Annotated in this window: 19 protein-coding genes; 8 read left to right on the forward strand and 11 right to left on the reverse strand. The window is 71.5% G+C overall.

What is annotated here, in order from left to right; genetic code table 11:
* The first annotated feature begins 15 nt into the window (after nt 1–15).
* On the forward strand, nt 16–651 hold the full coding sequence (locus HAV40_RS24580; protein ID WP_166385141.1) for an NADPH-dependent FMN reductase: 636 nt from the start codon (nt 16–18) through the stop codon (nt 649–651).
* Nucleotides 652–720: 69 nt separating this feature from the next.
* On the opposite strand, the gene HAV40_RS24585 is transcribed toward HAV40_RS24580, so the two are convergent.
* The 4 genes from HAV40_RS24585 to HAV40_RS24600 all read right to left on the reverse strand — a co-directional run bounded on the left by HAV40_RS24585 (nt 721) and on the right by HAV40_RS24600 (nt 2,497).
* Nucleotides 721–867 carry a hypothetical protein gene (locus HAV40_RS24585; RefSeq protein WP_166385143.1) on the reverse strand — a complete coding sequence of 49 codons (147 nt, stop codon included), beginning with the start codon at nt 865–867 and terminating at the stop codon, nt 721–723.
* Between the two features lie 213 nt (nt 868–1,080).
* Entirely contained in the window at nt 1,081–1,833 is a 753-nt protein-coding gene (locus HAV40_RS24590) for an AraC family transcriptional regulator (protein WP_166385145.1), read from the reverse strand.
* Nucleotides 1,834–1,864: 31 nt separating this feature from the next.
* Nucleotides 1,865–2,167: a putative quinol monooxygenase gene (locus tag HAV40_RS24595; protein ID WP_166385147.1), complete on the reverse strand. Its 303-nt coding sequence runs from the start codon at nt 2,165–2,167 to the stop codon at nt 1,865–1,867.
* A gap of 183 nt (nt 2,168–2,350) precedes the next feature.
* A complete protein-coding gene (locus HAV40_RS24600) occupies nt 2,351–2,497 on the reverse strand; it encodes a hypothetical protein (protein WP_166385149.1) in 147 nt (48 codons plus the stop codon).
* 256 nt (nt 2,498–2,753) lie between these two features.
* Here HAV40_RS24600 and HAV40_RS24605 point away from each other — a divergent pair, with 256 nt between their 5' ends.
* The 3 genes from HAV40_RS24605 to HAV40_RS24615 all read left to right on the forward strand — a co-directional run bounded on the left by HAV40_RS24605 (nt 2,754) and on the right by HAV40_RS24615 (nt 6,652).
* The gene (locus tag HAV40_RS24605; protein WP_166385151.1) at nt 2,754–3,167 is read left to right on the forward strand and encodes a hypothetical protein; all 414 of its coding nucleotides are present in this window, start codon (nt 2,754–2,756) and stop codon (nt 3,165–3,167) included.
* Between the two features lies 1 nt (nt 3,168).
* The gene (locus HAV40_RS24610) at nt 3,169–5,691 is read left to right on the forward strand and encodes a DUF4132 domain-containing protein (RefSeq protein ID WP_166385153.1); all 2,523 of its coding nucleotides are present in this window, start codon (nt 3,169–3,171) and stop codon (nt 5,689–5,691) included.
* Nucleotides 5,692–5,917: 226 nt separating this feature from the next.
* Complete coding sequence (locus HAV40_RS24615; protein WP_239085726.1) at nt 5,918–6,652, forward strand: XRE family transcriptional regulator; 735 nt, start codon at nt 5,918–5,920, stop codon at nt 6,650–6,652.
* On the opposite strand, the gene HAV40_RS24620 is transcribed toward HAV40_RS24615, so the two are convergent.
* Entirely contained in the window at nt 6,653–7,264 is a 612-nt protein-coding gene (locus HAV40_RS24620; RefSeq protein ID WP_166385321.1) for a YdcF family protein, read from the reverse strand.
* A 311-nt stretch (nt 7,265–7,575) separates the two neighbouring features.
* Between HAV40_RS24620 and HAV40_RS24625 the strand changes: the two genes are divergently transcribed.
* Entirely contained in the window at nt 7,576–8,259 is a 684-nt protein-coding gene (locus HAV40_RS24625; RefSeq protein WP_166385155.1) for a DNA alkylation repair protein, read from the forward strand.
* A 120-nt stretch (nt 8,260–8,379) separates the two neighbouring features.
* Here HAV40_RS24625 and HAV40_RS24630 read toward each other — a convergent pair whose 3' ends face one another.
* Both HAV40_RS24630 and sigJ read right to left on the reverse strand, forming a co-directional pair.
* The gene (locus HAV40_RS24630) at nt 8,380–9,564 is read right to left on the reverse strand and encodes an NAD(P)/FAD-dependent oxidoreductase (RefSeq protein WP_166385157.1); all 1,185 of its coding nucleotides are present in this window, start codon (nt 9,562–9,564) and stop codon (nt 8,380–8,382) included.
* A gap of 91 nt (nt 9,565–9,655) precedes the next feature.
* Nucleotides 9,656–10,600: an RNA polymerase sigma factor SigJ gene (sigJ, locus tag HAV40_RS24635; protein WP_166385159.1), complete on the reverse strand. Its 945-nt coding sequence runs from the start codon at nt 10,598–10,600 to the stop codon at nt 9,656–9,658.
* Nucleotides 10,601–10,771: 171 nt separating this feature from the next.
* Between sigJ and HAV40_RS24640 the strand changes: the two genes are divergently transcribed.
* A complete protein-coding gene (locus HAV40_RS24640) occupies nt 10,772–11,179 on the forward strand; it encodes a low affinity iron permease family protein (RefSeq protein ID WP_239085725.1) in 408 nt (135 codons plus the stop codon).
* A 1-nt stretch (nt 11,180) separates the two neighbouring features.
* Here the strand turns inward: HAV40_RS24640 and HAV40_RS24645 are convergent, their stop codons facing one another.
* Nucleotides 11,181–12,257, reverse strand: coding sequence for a PHP domain-containing protein (locus HAV40_RS24645; RefSeq protein ID WP_166385161.1), 1,077 nt, complete (start codon nt 12,255–12,257; stop codon nt 11,181–11,183).
* A 147-nt stretch (nt 12,258–12,404) separates the two neighbouring features.
* Here HAV40_RS24645 and HAV40_RS24650 point away from each other — a divergent pair, with 147 nt between their 5' ends.
* Together HAV40_RS24650 and HAV40_RS24655 are read left to right on the forward strand one after the other, a co-directional pair.
* Complete coding sequence (locus HAV40_RS24650) at nt 12,405–12,932, forward strand: hypothetical protein (RefSeq protein WP_166385163.1); 528 nt, start codon at nt 12,405–12,407, stop codon at nt 12,930–12,932.
* Nucleotides 12,933–13,017: 85 nt separating this feature from the next.
* Nucleotides 13,018–13,161 carry a GPGG-motif small membrane protein gene (locus HAV40_RS24655; protein WP_166385165.1) on the forward strand — a complete coding sequence of 48 codons (144 nt, stop codon included), beginning with the start codon at nt 13,018–13,020 and terminating at the stop codon, nt 13,159–13,161.
* Between the two features lie 118 nt (nt 13,162–13,279).
* Here HAV40_RS24655 and HAV40_RS24660 read toward each other — a convergent pair whose 3' ends face one another.
* From HAV40_RS24660 to HAV40_RS24670, 3 genes are read right to left on the reverse strand one after another with little or no spacing between them, the layout of a single operon-like run.
* On the reverse strand, nt 13,280–14,482 hold the full coding sequence (locus tag HAV40_RS24660; protein ID WP_166385167.1) for a hypothetical protein: 1,203 nt from the start codon (nt 14,480–14,482) through the stop codon (nt 13,280–13,282).
* 43 nt (nt 14,483–14,525) lie between these two features.
* Nucleotides 14,526–16,088, reverse strand: a complete 1,563-nt coding sequence (locus tag HAV40_RS24665; protein ID WP_166385169.1) for a hypothetical protein — start codon at nt 16,086–16,088, stop codon at nt 14,526–14,528.
* On the reverse strand, nt 16,085–16,456 hold the full coding sequence (locus HAV40_RS24670) for an RDD family protein (protein ID WP_166385171.1): 372 nt from the start codon (nt 16,454–16,456) through the stop codon (nt 16,085–16,087). Before HAV40_RS24670 ends, HAV40_RS24665 begins: the two co-directional genes overlap by 4 nt.
* Nucleotides 16,457–16,461 lie beyond the last annotated feature (5 nt).

A 16,461-nucleotide genomic window follows, 5' to 3' on the forward strand; every position in this document is an offset into this window, starting at 1 on the left:
CCAGGGAGAACACTCATGTCGAAGCTTCTGGTCATCGTCGGCAGCGTCCGCCCCAACCGGGCCGCGGATCTGGTCACCCCGTGGGTCGTGTCCCGCGCCCGCGAACACGGCGGCTTCGAGGTGGAGGTCGCGGACCTGCGCGACTGGCCACTGCCGATCTTCGCCGAGCACATGGGATCCATCGGCGACATCAGCGACCCGACCTACTCCGACCCGGTCGTCCGCGCGTGGAACAAGAAGATCAAGGAGTCCGACGCGTTCCTCGTCGTCACCCCCGAGTACAACCACAGCATCCCCGGCGGCCTGAAGAACGCGATCGACAGCGTGTGGCTGTCGTTCGGCTTCCGCAACAAGCCCGTCGGCACGGTCGGCTACAGCAACGGCATCAGCGGCGCGATCCGGGCCATCGAGCACCTGGCGCACGTGTTCGTCGAGACCGAGACGGTCGCCCTGCGCAACACTGTGGTGCTGCCGTTCGTCAACGCCGCCTTCGACGCGGCCGGTGCGCCGGTCAACCCGGCCGCCGACGTCAGCATGAAGATTATGCTAGACGATCTCGCCTGGTGGTCGCGCATCCTGGACCGGGCCCGTGCCGAGGGCGAGCTGATCCCCGGCCTCATGCGCGCCCGTGCCGCCATGGCCAAGGCCTGACCGCCACAGCAGACGCAAAAGGAACAGGCCCGGAGCCGTCGTGCGGCTTCCGGGCCTGTCTGGTCGTGCTCATCGCGCCGTGTGGTCGCGCGCCTGGCGGCTCTTGCGCCCGTGGCGGTGCACCCTGCTGGCTACCCGCTCCTTCGCGGCCTCGTCGATGAGCTCTCGGTGATGCAGCTTCGCGAGATCGAAGTACATCTCGGGTGATCCGAACATCGCAGACTCCTCAGTCCTTGACTTTCCCTCTTGCTGACGAGGTAAATACTCGTCCTTCCCGACCGCCGTTCCATCCGCAGCGACGGCGTATCCTGCCTGCCCGAGACCTACCTAGACGGGTGTCCGGGACCGCCTAGGTATGCCTACGCGCGGTGACCGCGATCACCGACGGGACGGCGATACGTCCCTTTCGGAGTGATCCGTTGAGGCCCGTCAGGGGCGGAAGCTGGCGCGGTACTGCGTCGGGGTGCGGCCGGTCAGGTCGCGGAAAGCGGTGTTGAACGCGGACAGCGAGGTGTAGCCGACGGCGTACGCGATCCGGGTCACCGGGGCGTCGCCGCCGGCGAGTTCCTCGACGGCGCGCAGCACCCGCATCCGGCGCAGCACCGCCTGCCAGGTCAGGCCGGTCTCCTGGGCGAACCGCCGGGCCAGCGAGCGCGGCGCGAGGCCGACCTCGGCCGCGATGTCCTCGAAGGTCACCTCGCCGCCGAGCAGCCGTTCGGTCGCCGCGAGAGCCCGGCGCAGCTCCGGCGATCGTCCGGCGGGCACGACGACCGGGCTCGGGCGTTCGGCCAGCCGCCAGGTCACGGCGGCGAGTGCGGCGAACATCGTCCTGGCGTACGCCGGAAGGGGCTCGTCGCTCTCGCCCCAGGCCGCGCACTCGCCGACCAGCGCGCGGGCCAGGGGATCGAGGTCGAACACCGTCAGCGGCGACGGCGGGGCGGCGGTGAACGCCGGGTCGAACAGCACCGATGCCGTGGTGACCGGCTGCGGGATGCTGACCTGGATCGGGCGGCCCGCCTCGATCAGGGCGGCCCGCGCCGGGGGCAGCAGCCACGCCTGGCCCTGCGCCTCCAGCCGCAGCGTGCCCGCGGAGGCGCAGAGCAGGTAGTGGCGGTCCACGCGCAGTTCACGGGCGGGCTCCGCAGGAAACGTGCGGACGAAGCTGTACGCCTCGCGGGTCATCGGCTGCCTCGCACGGACACATCGTAGGTGGTCAGGCCACCGTCTCCCGCAGTTCGGCGTGGAAGCGGCGGCTCACCGGCGGTGCGGTCATCAGCGGGCGGATCACCTCACCGGAGCGGGTGAAGGCGTCCGAGGCGAGGTAGCGGGCGAACGACTGCTCGTCGTCCCATTCGTGCACGACGGCGATCGCGGACGCGTCCTCGCGGGAGGCGTATACCCGGAACGCGACGTTGCCCGCCATGGCGCGTACCGCGTCGCTCTCGGCGTCGAGCTGGGCCAGGGCCGCGGCGCGGTCGGCGGGAGCGGTGCGGAAGTCGAGGATGGCGATGAGCATGGGAGACCTCCAGGTCGGTGGCGACTGTCAGGATCGATCCTGGTCGCCGCGACGCCGGTCGGCTCCCGCCAGCCGGACGCGTTCACGCTCGTAGCGGACGCCTCAGGCAGCGGCAGGCAGGTCATCCGGGCAGAAGAACAGGCCCGGAGCCGTGATCCGGCTTCCGGGCCTGTCTGGTCGTGCTCATCGTGTCGTGTTGTCGCGCGCCTGGCCGCGCTTGCGGCCGTGGCGATGCAGCCTGTTGGCTACCCGCTCCTTCGCGGCCTCGTCGATGAGCTCTCGGTGATGCAGCTTCGCGAGATCGAAGTACATCTCGGGTGATCCGAACATCGCAGACTCCTCAGTCCTTGACTTTCCCTCTTGCTGACGAGGTAAATACTCGTCCTTCCCGACCGCCGTTCCATCCGCAGCGACGGCGTATCCTGCCTGCCCGAGACCTACCTAGACGGGTGTCCGGGACCGCCTAGGTATGCCTACGCACGGTGACCGCCATCACCGGCTGGACGGTGATACGTCCGTTTCGGAGTGATCCGCTGTTGTCGGACGGCCCGGTTAGGGTCGGGGCCGTCTTAGTGAGGAGGCGCGGGTGCGGGTCGAGGTGCGCAGCAGGGTCCCCGGCGGGGATCGCCTGCCCGATGTCCTGGTGGAACTGGCGCAGGAGCGGACGACGGTGCGTGAGCTGATCCGCGCCGCCGTCGCCGAGCAGGTCCGTGCCTGGCAGGCCGACAGTTCCCGGTGCCGGGCGCTACTGGACCGGCAGTACCTGACCGATGACGACATCCGCGCCCAGGCCGCGACCGGTGTGGTCCGCCTGCCCGACCGGCAGCACGGGGTGCCCGACGCCGACGCCGAGGTCACCCGCGCCTGGCGGGCGTTCGAACGCGGCACGTTCGCGCTGTTCATCGGCGGGCGGCAGGTCGACCTGCTGGACGAGCAGGTCGTGCTCCGCCTGGGTGAGCCGGTCGTGTTCGTGCGCCTCACCGCCCTGGTCGGCGGCTGACATGGCCGAACCGCACCGGCTGCTGCGCCATGACCCGATCCACGACATCTACCGCGAGGCGTTCGCGCAGGAGCGCGCCGCGCTCGCGGACCGCGTCGAGCAGGTGCGCGCTGCGCTGAAGGACGGCGACCTGGGGCTGCTGCGCGAACTCGGCCCGCTCGTCCTGGAGCAGCGGCGGCGCGGCGACGACCGGACCGGCGGCAACCTGGAACGCCGCACCGCCGACCTCGACCAGGCGTTCAGTGACGCCTACGACGAGGCCTTCCCGCTGCCGCCCGACGCCGACCTGCGTACCGTGCTGGACACGCCGTGGCCGACCGCCTCGCGCGACGCGGCGCTGCGGGCGCTGCTGGGCTGCTCGATCTGGGTCACGCCGCAGCTCGACGACGTGGCCGACGCGTTCATCGCGGCCGGTGACGCCGCCGCGATGCGGGTGCTGGTGCTGACCCCGCTCGGTCGGGTCACCCGGCCCGCCGTGACCCGGCTGCTCGACGCGCTGCACGCACACGACGCGCTCGACGCGCCGCTCATCGAGCACGCCTTCACCGTGGACCGGTGGCTGGGCAACACCATCGTGGGCCGCGACCCGTCGGGCGGCCCGCCGCCCTCGCCCGCGGCCTGCGCCGACGCGGTGCGGCCGTACGTCGACGCGATGCTGTGGCGGATGACCGCCGCCGGAGTGCCCGACCACGAGCTGCCGCAGGTCATCGTGCCGCGCGGGCTGCGGTTCGTGCTGCGGGCACTGGACTGGACCGGCGAGGACCGGACCGGGCAGCGCCTCGGCGCAGCCGAGCTGTCCGACGCCGAGCGGGCCCAACTGGCGGCACACCTCGCCGGGCAGCCCCTGGAGGTCCAGCTGCGCGCCTTCGCGCTGCGCCGCCCGGCCGGCGACGCCGAGGCGCTGCTGCCCGTGCTCGGGCTCGCCCCGGCGGTGGCGCTGCTGCGGCTGATCGACGAGATCGAGGCGGCCGGGGTGGCCCGCCACGACCGCGCGCAGATCCTGGCGGCGGCCGCGACAGCCGGACCCGATGTGACCGCGAAGTTGCTGAAACTGACACCGTCGGAGCTGGTCAGCGCGGCCCTGGGTGGCAACCGCGCGGCGGTGCTCAAACGCGTCAAGAACAACGCCCTGGCTGGCATCGCGGCGTACGGGATGCTGCCGCTCGCCGAGGGCGAGACGGTGCCCGACCGCTACACCACGCTGCGGGAGGTCGCCAAGCGCGGACCGAAGCTCGGCCCGAACCGGCGGCACAGCCACGCCGCCGCCGTCGAGGTCGCTCTCGAACACCTCGCGCAGGTCGCGGGCCTGCCCGACGCGAGCCGCCTGGAGACCGAGTGCGAGATCCAGCTCGCCGAGGCCACCCCGCCCCCGTGGACGTGCGGCGACTACACCGTCGCGGTCGTCATGGACGGCCCCGACCCGGTCATCGCCGTTTCCAGCAGCGCCAAACCCCTCAAGACCGTGCCCGCAGCGGTACGCGCCGACGCCCGCTACACCGCCAGCCGCGAATACCAGGACCTGCTGCGCGACCAGGCCAGGCGGCTGCGGACCGGCGTGATCGAACGGCTCGTCGCCACCGGCGCGCCGGTTACGCCCGATGAACTCGCCGGTCTGCGCAGGCTGCCCGCTGGCGCGTCGATGCTGCCCGCGCTGCTGTGGCGGGACCGGAACGGAGCAGTGGGACTGCTCGATGACGTCGATCCGACCGGCCCGGTCAACGCGGTGCACCCGTACGACCTCTACGACACGGCGCAGCTCGCACACTGGCAGGCAGAGGTCGTCCGCCGCCGCCTGCGACAGCCCGTCAAGCAGGCCTTCCGTGAGCTGTATGTGCTCACGCCCGCCGAACGTGAGGCCGTCGACGCCTCGCAGCGCTTCGCGGGTCACACCGTGACCGGCCGTGTCGCCGGGCAGCTGCTGTCCGGGCGCGGCTGGCGCACCCACGACGACTACGCCGACCACCAGGCCACCCGTCCGGCGGGCAAGCTGACCGCGGCCCTGAGCTGCGACTTCCACGGCTACTTCGGCATGGGCGACGTGGAGATCGGCGCGCTGCGGTTCCTGTCGGGCCGTGACACCGTGCCGCTGGCCGACGTGCCGCCGGTGGTGTTCTCCGAGGTCATGCGGGACCTGGATCTGGTCGTCTCGGTCGCGGGCACCGGCCCCGCGCGGTTCGACTCCCCGGCCCGTGCGCAGAGCCGCGCCGAGGTGCTCGCCGCCCTCATCGACGACCTGGGCCTGCGGCGGGTCACCGTCGAGGGCACGACCGCGGTGGTACGCGGCTCGCGGGCCGTCTACCGGGTGCACCTGACCAGCGGCAGCATCCACGTCGAGCCGGGCGGTTACCTGTGCGTGGTTCCGGCCGGGTTCGGCGGCAAGCCGCACCGGCGGCTGTTCCTGCCGTTCGCCGACGATGATCCGATGACGAGTGTCGTGCTCAGCAAGGTGCTGCTGCTGGCCGAGGACGAGAAGATCACCGACCCGTCGATCCTGGCCCAGCTGGCGGTGCTCGCGGCGCGGTGAACGCCGGGAGAGACCGAGCTCCGGAAGGTGATGCGATCCTTCGTCGCCCGGTCTCTCCTTCCTGACCGTGTCCATGGGAGATGGGGGTCAGGAGCGTGGATCAGCCGCCATTCCGTTGTGTGTACGGCCGTATCAGCGAGTAGGTCGGAAGCAATTGCGTATAGCCGACTGCCTCACGGCAGAACACCACCTGGTTGGCGATTAGCGCCTGCGTGCCCATGCGCTCGTGGCCTACACCCATCAGGTGGCAACGCTGTTTCTGACCAAACTGGGCGAGGCTGATCTGGCGTGGATCGCCGCAAGCCGTGGCCTGACCGCCGCGAACGCCAGCGAGGACATTGTGGTGGTCGGGTCATTGAGCCGTTCGGCAGCGCATGCTCTGACGACTAATGGCGAGTACCGGGAGGCGCGTGCCCTCGGTGCCGCCGCAGCTGAGTTTCTCCAGCCCTGGACGTCGCGGCCCACGCCACGTTTGCTGTCGGTCTACGGCAGCCTTCATCTGATGTGCGCGCTCTCGGCAGCACGTGATGATGACCGCCAGTCGGCCAACACACATCTCGCCGAAGCAGGCGATTCTGCCTTCCGTCTGGGCGGTGACGCCAACCACGTATGGACCGCGTTCGGCCCTACCAACGTCACCATTCATCAGGTATGCGTGGCGCTGGAGTTCGGGGACGTGCAGCGTGCCATTGCCATCGGTCCCGATCTCGACACCAGCGCCCTGCCCGTGGAACGTCGAGTAAGGCACTCGATTGAGCTCGCCCGTGCGTTCGTCCGGCACAACCGGGTGGACGAGTCGCTGAGGCACCTGCTTGAAGCTGAACTGATCTCACCTGACCAAGTTCGATACCACCAGCTCTCCCGCATGGTCGTCAGGGAAATACTGACCAGGCCCCGGCCGCCACGGGTGGCCGTCGACCTCGCCTGTCGCATGGGCGTGAGTTCTTCGACGCCCTGGTGACTACACCAGCCGACTGGTGTATCCCTTCGCCACAAGACGATCGAAAGCTTTCCTGACCTGCGGGGGCATCGGCTGTGGGATGGCGAAGCCGCGATCGGCGTACACCTCGACGCGCTGTGTGTCCCCGACCAGCATGTCGACGACCTTCTTCGGATCGCCGATACTCGTCAGGTAATCATCCAGCCCCAGTGCTTGTGACCGGCACACGACATCCACCTCGGGCCACATCTTCCGGCACGTCGCATAAGCCCGCCGCTGTTGATACGGGCGGGACATGAGCAGCACCGAGCGCACCTCGATGCCGTTGGCTGCCAGCAGCGCGCGGGAGAAGGTCAGGTTCTCTGCGGTATTGGCCGCCATGGTGTCGATCAATATGACGTTCTCGGGCACCCCGTGGGCGACGGAGTATTCGCGGTATGCCACGGCCTCACCCTGCGGGAACCGTTCCACGGTGGTCGGCGCGTTCGCCCCGGTGAAGACCAGATGTGGGAACATCCCTCGGTGGAACAGGTCGACCGCGACCACGGCCACGCCCAGGTCGTGACTGCCCAGGCCGATCCCCACGTCACATCGACGGGCGGCATGGTGCAGGTCGTGGTAGTCCCACAGCATCTCGACGTCCTCGCGAACGTCGAGCGGCACGCTCGTCTCTGTCACGCCGGCTTCCCCTCATGCGTGCTCCGGGCGATGATCCGGTAGGCGACGACTCGTCGCGGCTGCTTGCCTGGCACCAGCCTACGGAACACCTAGCCGCCGTTGGTGTGGCGGTGTTCGAGGGAAGCGAGTTGATCCGCGCCTGTCCGGCGAAGCGGGAGGCCCGACGGTGCTTGCGGGCCGTAGGCTGCCACAAATCACGGCGCCCGGCATCCAGGCACGGCGGCCGTCGTAGGCTGGGCGCGCCAGACGAGGGACAGGGAGCTGACATGGCCGAGGCGGTGCTGGCCGGGACGACGGTCGCCGAGTTGATGGCCGAGCTGGCCACGCTCGACGAACCCAGGGCGCGAGAGATCAACGCCAAGCACGGTGACGATCACGGCGTGAACCTCGGCAAGCTGCGCGGGATCGCGAAGCGGCTGAAGACGCAGCAGGATCTCGCCCGCGACCTCTGGGCCACCGGTGACACCGCAGCACGTCTGCTGGCGCTGCTGGTCTGCCGCCCGAAGGCGTACACCCGCGACGAGCTGGACGCGATGCTGCGCGAGGCGCGTGCCCCGAAGGTGCACGACTGGCTGGTGAACTATGTGGTGAAGAAGGGCGCGCATGCCGAGGACCTGCGTCGGGCCTGGTTCGCCGACCCGGATCCGGTGGTCGCCAGCGCGGGCTGGGCGTTGACCGTCGAGCGGGTGGCCAAGCAGCCCGACGGCCTGGACCTGCCCGGCCTGCTCGACACCATCGAGGCGGAGATGGGGGACGCCCCCGAGCGCCTGCAGTGGGCGATGAACCACTGCCTGGCCCAGATCGGCATCGAGCACCCCGCGTACCGTGCCCGCGCGCTGGACATCGGCGAGCGCCTGCAAGTGCTCAAGGACTATCCGACCCCACGCGGCTGCACCTCCCCGTTCGCGCCGGAGTGGATCAAAGAGATGGTCCGTCGCCAGGGCGAGTGACGGCTGATCCACGCCCCACGCCAGGCCGATGATCGCTATTTCGGGTCAAAACCTCGGATTAGACCGCAGGTTCTGACCCGAAACAGTGATCATGGCTGGTAAGCCGCTCGCCGGGTGCGGCTACGCGGTCGCGGCGACGGCCGGACCGGTGTGCTCCCGGGTGACGTGGTGGCGTTTGGCGGGCAGCCCGAGGGTCGGGTTGGCCACGCCCCAGGCTGCGCCTTTGCAGATCAGTTCCTTGTACGCGGCGGCGAGCCGCCCGGTCAGCACGGCGGGCTTGGCGACGTCGTCGGCGGTGACGTACTGGATCAGGCCCTCCTTGCGCCCCAGCGAGATGCACTGGTTGAAGTAGCGCAGGTGGCCGGTCGGGAGCTTGCCTCCGGTCAGCCGTGCGGCGATGGTGTCGGCGGCCTGCCAGGCCATCGGGGTGCCCGACGCGCACGACATGCGCAGCGGCTTGTCCCCGGCGCCCAGTGCCAGGGCGGCGTCGCCGATGGCGTACACGTCGGGGTGCGAGACCGAGCGCATGGTGCCGTCGACGACGATCTGCCCGGTGCCGGTGACCTTCAGGGTGCTCGCCTGGGCGATCGGGTGCACGGCGAAGCCGGTGGTCCAGACGGTGACGGCGGCGGGGATGATCCGGCCGTCGGCGGTGGCGACGTGCTCGGCGGTCACCTCGGTTACGGCGGCGTGCTCGTACGCGGTGATGGCGAGCTTGCCAAGGACCTTGCGCAGGTGGTCGCGGCCCTTGGGGGAGAGCCAGTCGCCCAGGTCGCCGCGGGCGGCCAGGGCCACGTCGAGGTCGGGGCGGGCCTCGGCGATCTCGGTCGCGGCCTCCAGGCCGGTGAGGCCGCCGCCGACGACGACCACGGTCTGCCCGGCGGCGAGCCCCGCGAGGCGTTCGCGCAGCCGGAGCGCGCCGGTGCGGCTGGCGATCTGGTACGCGTACTCGGCTGTCCCCGGCACATTCTGGCTGTTCCAGCCGCTGCCGAGGGCGTAGACGAGCGTGTCGTAGGGCAGTTCGCCGGTGCCGTCGGTGACGGTGACGGCCTTGCGGTCGGGGTCGACGGCGGTGACCTGGCCGAGTCGCAGTGCCACGCCGGTGCCGGAGAACATGTCGGCCAGCGGGCGGGGCTTGAGGTCCTGGCCGGCGGCGAGCTGGTGCAGGCGTACCCGCTCGACGAAGTCGGGGTCGGCGTTGACGAGGGTGATGGCGACGTCCTCGCGGTGCAGGCGCTTGGCGAGGCGGCCGGCGGCGATGGCTCCGGCGTATCCGGCGCCGAGGACGACGATGCGGTGCTTCATTTCTGGCTCCTGTCCTTCGCGGGTTCGCCTCCTGAACCGGGCGGCCCGCCGTTTCCTGACAGGACTTGCTGTGAAGCACCTCACTTGACGCTCAGAAGGCGTGGAGCAGCGGCTTTCCGTGGTCGGCGGTCGCCCAGTGCGCGGTCGCGCGCACCAGCTTGTCGGGGTTGACCTGGTTGCGGAACGCGGCGATGCCGTCGGGGGTGACCTGCAGGCACATGATGCCGACCACGCGGCCGTCGAGCACCGCCACGACGGCGGGGTCGCCGTTGGCGGTCGACGCGTACACCTCGGGCGAGCCGCCGATGATGGCCCGTTTGGCCTCGGCGGGCTTGAACAGGCCCCGCAGGAACTTCGCGACCGCGACCGCGCCCTCGAACGCCTTGGCGCGGGCGGGGACCTTGCCGCCGCCGTCGCCGATCGCGAGGGAGTCGGCGGTCAGCAGGCGTACCAGCGGCGCGGTGTGGCCGCTGACGGCGGCCGCCAGGAACTCCTCGACGATGCGCCGGGCGGCGGCCGCGTCGATCTCGGTGCGGGTCTTGCCGTCGGCGACGTGCTGCTTGGCGCGGTGCAGGAGCTGCTGGCTGGCGGACTCGGTGAGGTCGAGGATCTCGGCGATCTCCCGGTGCGGGTAGTCGAAGGCCTCGCGCAGCACGTACACGGCGCGCTCGTTGGGCGACAGGCGCTCCATCAGGGTGAGGACCGCGTAGGACACCGATTCGCGCTGCTCGGCGGTGTCGGCGGGGCCGAGCATCGGGTCACCGGCGAGCAGCGGTTCGGGCAGCCACTCGCCGACGTACGTCTCGCGGCGGGCCCGCGCCGAGGTGAGCTGGTTGAGGCACAGGTTGGTGAGGACCTTGGTCAGCCAGGCCTCGGGGACCTCGATCCGGTCGGCGTTGGTGGCCTGCCAGCGCAGGAACGTCTCCTGCACGGCGTCCTCGGCCTCCGCGGCGGAGCCGAGCAGGCGGTAGGCGATGGCCTCCAGGCGCGGCCTGGCAGCCACGAACCGGTCGACGTCGTCCGGGGTCAGTGGCATGGGCAGATCCTAGCGCCGGAGCGTGCGCCGACCGCCGTGCGGCGGAGCGTGCGCCGACGGGCCATGAACCGGATTTTTCGGCTTTCTCCGGCATTGCGGCGGCGGCCCAGGTATGGAAAGCGCGGCGGGTGGGCAATACCCGGATGTGTCACGACGAGGGGAGGACCGGCCATGACCGGGCGCAAGGGGGACATGCCGTCATCGGTGTCCGGGAAGGACATGTCGCTGTTCGACCACTTCGCGGAGGCGGCCAGCGAGTTCGCGTCGAAGGCGTGGTTCTTCGCGCTGTGCGTGCTGCTGATCCTGGTCTGGGCCCCGTCGATCATCTTCATCGGCAAGGTCGACACCTGGCAGCTGATCATCAACACGGCGACGACCATCGTCACGTTCCTGATGGTGGCGCTGCTTCAGAACAGCCAGACGCGGGCCAACGAGGCGGTGCAGCACAAGCTGAACGCGATCGCCGACGGGCTGGCCGACCTGATGGAGGCGCAGAGCGAGGACAAGGAGCAGCTGGTGCAGGACATGGTGGAGCTGCGCGACGCGGTGGGGCTGGAGCACCGCGAGGGCACCCGCTGACTCAGGAGCGCTCGCGGTGCGTCCAAGCGAGCAGCCGGTCCAGCGGCCAGGTGTTGACCACCCGGTCCACCGGCACGCCGCAGCGCGCGGCGCGCTCGCAGCCGAACCGCAGCCAGTCCAGCTGGACGCTGTAGTGCGCGTCGGAGTCGATGGCGAACAGGCAGCCCGCCTCGACGGCCAGCCGCAGCAGCCGTTTGGGCGGGTCGAGCCGGTCCGGCCGTGAGTTGATCTCGACGGCGACGCCGCGGTCCGCGCACGCGGCGAACACCGCCTCGGCGTCGAACGTGCTCTCCGGCCGGGTCTCGGTGGCGCTGCCGCCGCCCTCGCGCCGCAGCACCCGGCCGGTGCAGTGGCCCAGGATGTCGGTGTGCGGGTCGGCGACGGCCGCGAGCATCCGCGGCGTCATCACCTCCGTCGGGGCGCGCAGCTTGCTGTGCACGCTGGCGACCACGACGTCGAGGCGGCCGAGCAGCTCATCGGTCTGGTCCAGGGATCCGTCGTCGAGGATGTCGACCTCGATGCCCGACAGCAGGCGGAAGCCGTCGCCGTAGCCCGCATTGAGGCGCGCGACCTCGGCGAGCTGCTGTTCGAGGCGTTCGGCGGTCAGACCGCGGGCGACGGTGAGGCGCGGCGAGTGGTCGGTGAGCACCAGGTACTCCCGGCCCAGGGCGCGGGCGGCGTCGGCCATCGCGCTGATCGGCTCGGAGCCGTCGGACCAGTCGGAGTGGCTGTGGCAGTCGCCGCGCAGCGCGCGGTGCAGCGCCTCGACGGCCTCGTCGAGCGGGGTCCCGGCGGTGGCCAGCAGGCGGCGCAGGTAGACGGGCTCCTGCCCGGCCAGCGACTCGGCGACGCAGCGGGCGGTCACCTCGCCCAGGCCGGGCAGTTCAGCCAGGGTGCCCCGGGCGGCCCGATCGGCCAGGTCGGCGGGATCGGTGGCGGCGGCGGTCTGGGCGGCCCGGCGGAAGGCCCGGACGCGGTAGGCCGCCTCCCCGGCGCGTTCCAGCTCGACGGCGATGGCCAGCAGGTCGGCGGCGGGGTCACGGCTCACCCCCGAGTTGTACCCCGGCGTATCGGACATGTCACATCCGGGCGGGCCGGTGAGCGTACGCCACCAAGATCGTGATCTTGTTGCGGGCCGCAGGGTGGCTAACATTGCGGATCCTCGCTGGCCCCGGCGGGGCGGGCCGCATCGGTGCGGCCTCGTGCCACCCCGAATGAGGTAGTCGTGACCGCAGGCCTTGCCCCCGTGATCGCCGCCACCACCCACTGGCTGACCCGGGCTTACCCGTCCGACGGCGGCCCGGCCCAGTCGGCCCGGCTGCTCGCGCAGGCGAGACAGGCCGCCACCGTCGCCGCCTGGCTGCGCTACCCGACGTCGCTGGACGCCGGGCTGCTGGCCATGGTCGGGCCGGGCGGGTCCGGCGGCCTGGACCGGGTCATGCGCCGCGACGACCACGTCGAGGACGAGGCGAGCGACCGGATCTGGCGCGGCTGGGTCGACGAGGTCGTCGCGAGCTGGGCCGCCTGCCTGCTGTCCGACCCGCGCCTGGCCGCCGACGCCGTTGCCGCGACCGCGGACTGTGAGCACGCGGAGTCCGGTCAGCGGGACTTCAGCCGCCTCACCTGCCCCGACGCCGAGGACAGCCGCGCCGCGGCCCTGCTGCGCCACCCCGACCTGGTCGCGCAGGTCGCCAACATGCACCGCGCGAACCTCATCGAGCGCCTGCGCCTGGACCCCGTCGAAGTCGCCTGAGGCCCCTCGGTTTGACATGTTTCACCCCGGGGTACCCCGAATGTCGTACAGGCTCGTCCGGGCAGGTCACACGAGGGGGAAAAAGATGGCCACGCTGCTGTGGATCCTCGCGGTCGTGCTGGTGGTCGCGGGAATCTTCGCCCTGCTGCGCAGGGAGATCCTCTGGGGGATCGTGCTGATCGTCATCGGCCTGCTGGTGGGCCCCGGAGGCGTCAGCATCTTCACCTGATCCGCCGTCGGTCCCGCTCGCCGCGGACCGCTTCAAAGATCGCTGTTTCCGGTCAGAACCCGAGGTCAGACCTGAGGTTTTGACCCGAAACGGCGATCTTCGGCGGGTGGGGCGGTGGTCAGTCGACGGCGTGGGCGCGCAGCTGGGACATGGTCTCGGCCGGGGGCCAGTCGGTGACGCGGTAGCGGGTGGGGGCGAGCAGCGGCTCGGGTTCCAGGTCCACGAGCTTGGCGACGTCGCGCCAGGGCACCCGGCCCCAGGCCTCGCCGTCGCGGACGAACGAGATGAAGTCGGCCTCGGGTAGCAGCGAGGTGATGCCGTCGGTCCAGGTGGTGACGGTGATCGCGGGCTCGTCGGGGCGGGCCGCGGCGATCAGCGACGCCACGAACACGTCGATGCCGTGCTCGGCGTACTGGGTGGACAGCCACCGGGTCTGCGCGCCGTACTCGTTGTGGGCGAGCACGACCGCGGCCCGGCGGGCGGGCACGTGGTCGGGATGGCCGGGCGGCGGGGCGTACGCGGTGACCCGGCCGCGCTCGTCGGCGACGTAGCCGACCGGCGAAACGGCCCGGGCGGCCTCGTTGAACTCGTTCTCGATGAGCGAGAACAGGCCGGGCATGCCGCCCTCGCCGACCGGGCACAGCAGCACCGTGTTCACGTCGGGCACGAACGCGACCACCTGGGCGTCCATCGCGTCGCCGATCCCGGCGAGCCAGCCCGGGGCCAGCAGCAGCGACGTGAAGTAGCCGTCGCCGGTGTCGACCATGCGGATCAGCGCGCCCGCGTCGGGCCAGTTCCGGCTCAGCGAGCGCTCGGCGATGCGCTGGAGGTTCTCGCGGGCGGCGGTGAAGACCTCGTCGGCGCTGACCTTCCACTCGTCCAGGCGCGGCGGGGTCACGTACGCCATGGACTCGGGGCGGTCGACGACGACCAGTTCCCGCAGGTGCGGCAGCGCGGCCCGGGACAGCGGCGGCACCATGCCCATCGGGCCGCCCTGCCCGAAGGTCGCCGCGCGCAGCACCGGCCGCAGCCGGGGGCGCACCTGCTCCCAGGTCTCGTCGTCGTGCGGGGTCAGGATGATCCGTACGAGCTGCGTGATCCGGGCGCGCCGGGCGGGCGCCGCGGAGCCTTCGCACTCGGCGAAGACGTTCGACAGGTAGATCCAGACCGGGGCGGTGGTGCCCTCCCGCCAGGCAGCGACGGCGAACTTGGCCGCGTCGTAGCGCACCCGGTGGACGCCCGGAACCTGCCGGGTGATCCTGAGCGCCTCGGCCGCGAACCGGTCCCGGGGCGATCCGAACAGCCTTCCCAGCAATCCCATGGCGGCCAACGTAGTGGATGAGCGGCGGGCGTGCAGGCCCCGGTCAGGTCAGATCGGCGTAGATCACGGATTCGGCGTATCCGTCCTCCCGCGCCGACCCCGAACCGGGCGCCAGCGTGCCCGCCGCCGCGGCGAGCCCGGCCCGGTCGCCGTCGGGGGCCGCCCACGGTGACAGGGCCAGGAACTCGGGTTTGGCGCCGGCGTAGACGCCGTACGCGGCCGGGTCGGTTGCTTCGGCCGCGGCGGTGCCGACATACCGGCGCGGCACGGCCTGCGCGCCGCGTCCGGTGATCGCGCTCTGCCCGTCGAAGACCAGGTCGAACAGGTTGCCGGTCATCATCGGCGTCACGTTGTAGCGGAAGCCCACGGTCGGGTCGGCGACCGCGCGCCAGGTCGAGCCCATCCACTCCAGCGGCTGCCAGCCGCCGCTCTGCGCCGCCGTCGCCCAGCGGCCCGGATTGGCGTCAGCCTGGACCATCAGGTCCACGCCCAGGTGGTCCTGGCAGGCCGCATAGGACACCCGCAGGTCCGCGCACGGGTCGAAGCCCGCCGGGCGCTGCCCGAACGGGTAGCCGTAGGCGAACGCGGGCAGCGAGGTGGCGAAGCCGACGGTGAACCCGGCGACGTCCACGCCGCTCGCGTTGGCCAGCGCGGCAGGCCCGGTGGCCGGGCCCTCGTCCAGGCCGAGCAGGTCCAGCTCCAGCGCGGTCAGCGGCACCTTCTCGTTGCGGAACAGCAGGTTGGTCTCGAACTGCGGCGCGGCGGCGTCGACGTCGCGCGGCCCCCACAGGAACGTGCTGTTGGTGACCCGGGCCGAGGTCGCCACGTACGCGACGCCGGTGCTCTTCAGTGCCGGGTCGGCGAACAGCGCCACCTCGGCCGGGTCGCGGCTGACCCGGTAGCGGGCCTGGTTGTTGCCCGCGACGACGTACACGCCGTAGTCGCGGGCGATCTCGGAGAAGGTCCGGCTGAAGGCGCGGGCGAAGGTGTCGGTCGCGGCGAGCATCGCCTGCTTGCGCGGGTCGAGCCCGCCGAACCGCAGCTGGTATGCCGCGATCTGCGGCGCGTAGGCGATGTTGAGCTGCGCCAGCGCCCCGGCCATGCCCAGCGGCACGGCGTCGGAGGCGGCCCGCGCGGGACTGCCCGCCTGCGCGCGCACACCCGCGCCCCGGGCCCCGACACCGATCGTGGGCAGACCGATGTCCTCGGGGAACACCACCAGCGTCGGCACACCCGGCGACAGGTGCGGCACGACGGTGTCCTCCATCAGGCAGCGCATCGCGGTGCGCCAGGTCGCGTACGACGCCGCGTGGTCGAGGTTCAGGTGGTAGCCGACCGCGAACACGCGCAGCTTCGCCCCCGGCGCCTGGTGCCCGGTGACCGGCACCCGTCCCGGCGAGCGGTAGGAGGCGCACTCGGCGGCACTCGGGCGGCCCGTGCCCGTGGCGGTCCCGGACAGCGCAGACACCAGCGCCGGACCGTGGCTGCTCAGCGCGACCAGCGTCCACGGCACCACGACCAGCAGCGCCAGCAGCCGGGCGAACCGTCCGCCCCGGCCCAGAGGCGCGGAGATGCGCCGCCGAGCCGCGGCGTCGCCGCTGCTCACGCGTCGGCCCGGACGACGGAGGTGAAGGCCAGGCGGTCCCACATCGCCTGGCGGGTGGGGGAGAGGGCGAACAGGGCCGCGATGACCAGGCCGAGGCCGAGGGTCGCCGCGCCGAACAGGCCGACCACACCGATGGCGTACACCCCCTGGCGCAGCGCCATGGTCCGCAGGTCGGCGGGTTCGGCGGTGACCGCGTCGACGACGCGCAGGCCGAGCAGCCGCTTGGCGGGGGTGCGCCCGTGCCGCCACTCCAGCACCGACCAGACGAGCCAGCCCACCACCAGGGTCGCGGCGCACAGCAGAAGTTCCAGCGCGAAGCCGGCGAGCCGCCTGCCCAGGCCCGCAGGGATGATCACTGACTCGGTCACGCGGA

This window comes from Catellatospora methionotrophica (assembly GCF_011297335.1).
Taxonomy (GTDB): Bacteria; Actinomycetota; Actinomycetes; order Mycobacteriales; family Micromonosporaceae; genus Catellatospora; species Catellatospora methionotrophica.

What these genes read in the sequence shown, in the direction of transcription:
- HAV40_RS24610 (WP_166385153.1), top strand. Translation starts at nt 3,169, where the DNA reads ATGGCCGAACCGCACCGGCTGCTGCGCCATGACCCGATCCACGACATC.
- HAV40_RS24660 (WP_166385167.1), bottom strand. Translation starts at nt 14,482, where the DNA reads ATGGGATTGCTGGGAAGGCTGTTCGGATCGCCCCGGGACCGGTTCGCG.
- sigJ (WP_166385159.1), bottom strand. Translation starts at nt 10,600, where the DNA reads ATGCCACTGACCCCGGACGACGTCGACCGGTTCGTGGCTGCCAGGCCG.
- HAV40_RS24655 (WP_166385165.1), top strand. Translation starts at nt 13,018, where the DNA reads ATGGCCACGCTGCTGTGGATCCTCGCGGTCGTGCTGGTGGTCGCGGGA.
- HAV40_RS24580 (WP_166385141.1), top strand. Translation starts at nt 16, where the DNA reads ATGTCGAAGCTTCTGGTCATCGTCGGCAGCGTCCGCCCCAACCGGGCC.
- HAV40_RS24625 (WP_166385155.1), top strand. Translation starts at nt 7,576, where the DNA reads ATGGCCGAGGCGGTGCTGGCCGGGACGACGGTCGCCGAGTTGATGGCC.
- HAV40_RS24585 (WP_166385143.1), bottom strand. Translation starts at nt 867, where the DNA reads ATGTTCGGATCACCCGAGATGTACTTCGATCTCGCGAAGCTGCATCAC.
- HAV40_RS24645 (WP_166385161.1), bottom strand. Translation starts at nt 12,257, where the DNA reads ATGTCCGATACGCCGGGGTACAACTCGGGGGTGAGCCGTGACCCCGCC.
- HAV40_RS24590 (WP_166385145.1), bottom strand. Translation starts at nt 1,833, where the DNA reads ATGACCCGCGAGGCGTACAGCTTCGTCCGCACGTTTCCTGCGGAGCCC.
- HAV40_RS24630 (WP_166385157.1), bottom strand. Translation starts at nt 9,564, where the DNA reads ATGAAGCACCGCATCGTCGTCCTCGGCGCCGGATACGCCGGAGCCATC.
- HAV40_RS24640 (WP_239085725.1), top strand. Translation starts at nt 10,772, where the DNA reads ATGACCGGGCGCAAGGGGGACATGCCGTCATCGGTGTCCGGGAAGGAC.
- HAV40_RS24600 (WP_166385149.1), bottom strand. Translation starts at nt 2,497, where the DNA reads ATGTTCGGATCACCCGAGATGTACTTCGATCTCGCGAAGCTGCATCAC.
- HAV40_RS24620 (WP_166385321.1), bottom strand. Translation starts at nt 7,264, where the DNA reads ATGCTGTGGGACTACCACGACCTGCACCATGCCGCCCGTCGATGTGAC.
- HAV40_RS24595 (WP_166385147.1), bottom strand. Translation starts at nt 2,167, where the DNA reads ATGCTCATCGCCATCCTCGACTTCCGCACCGCTCCCGCCGACCGCGCC.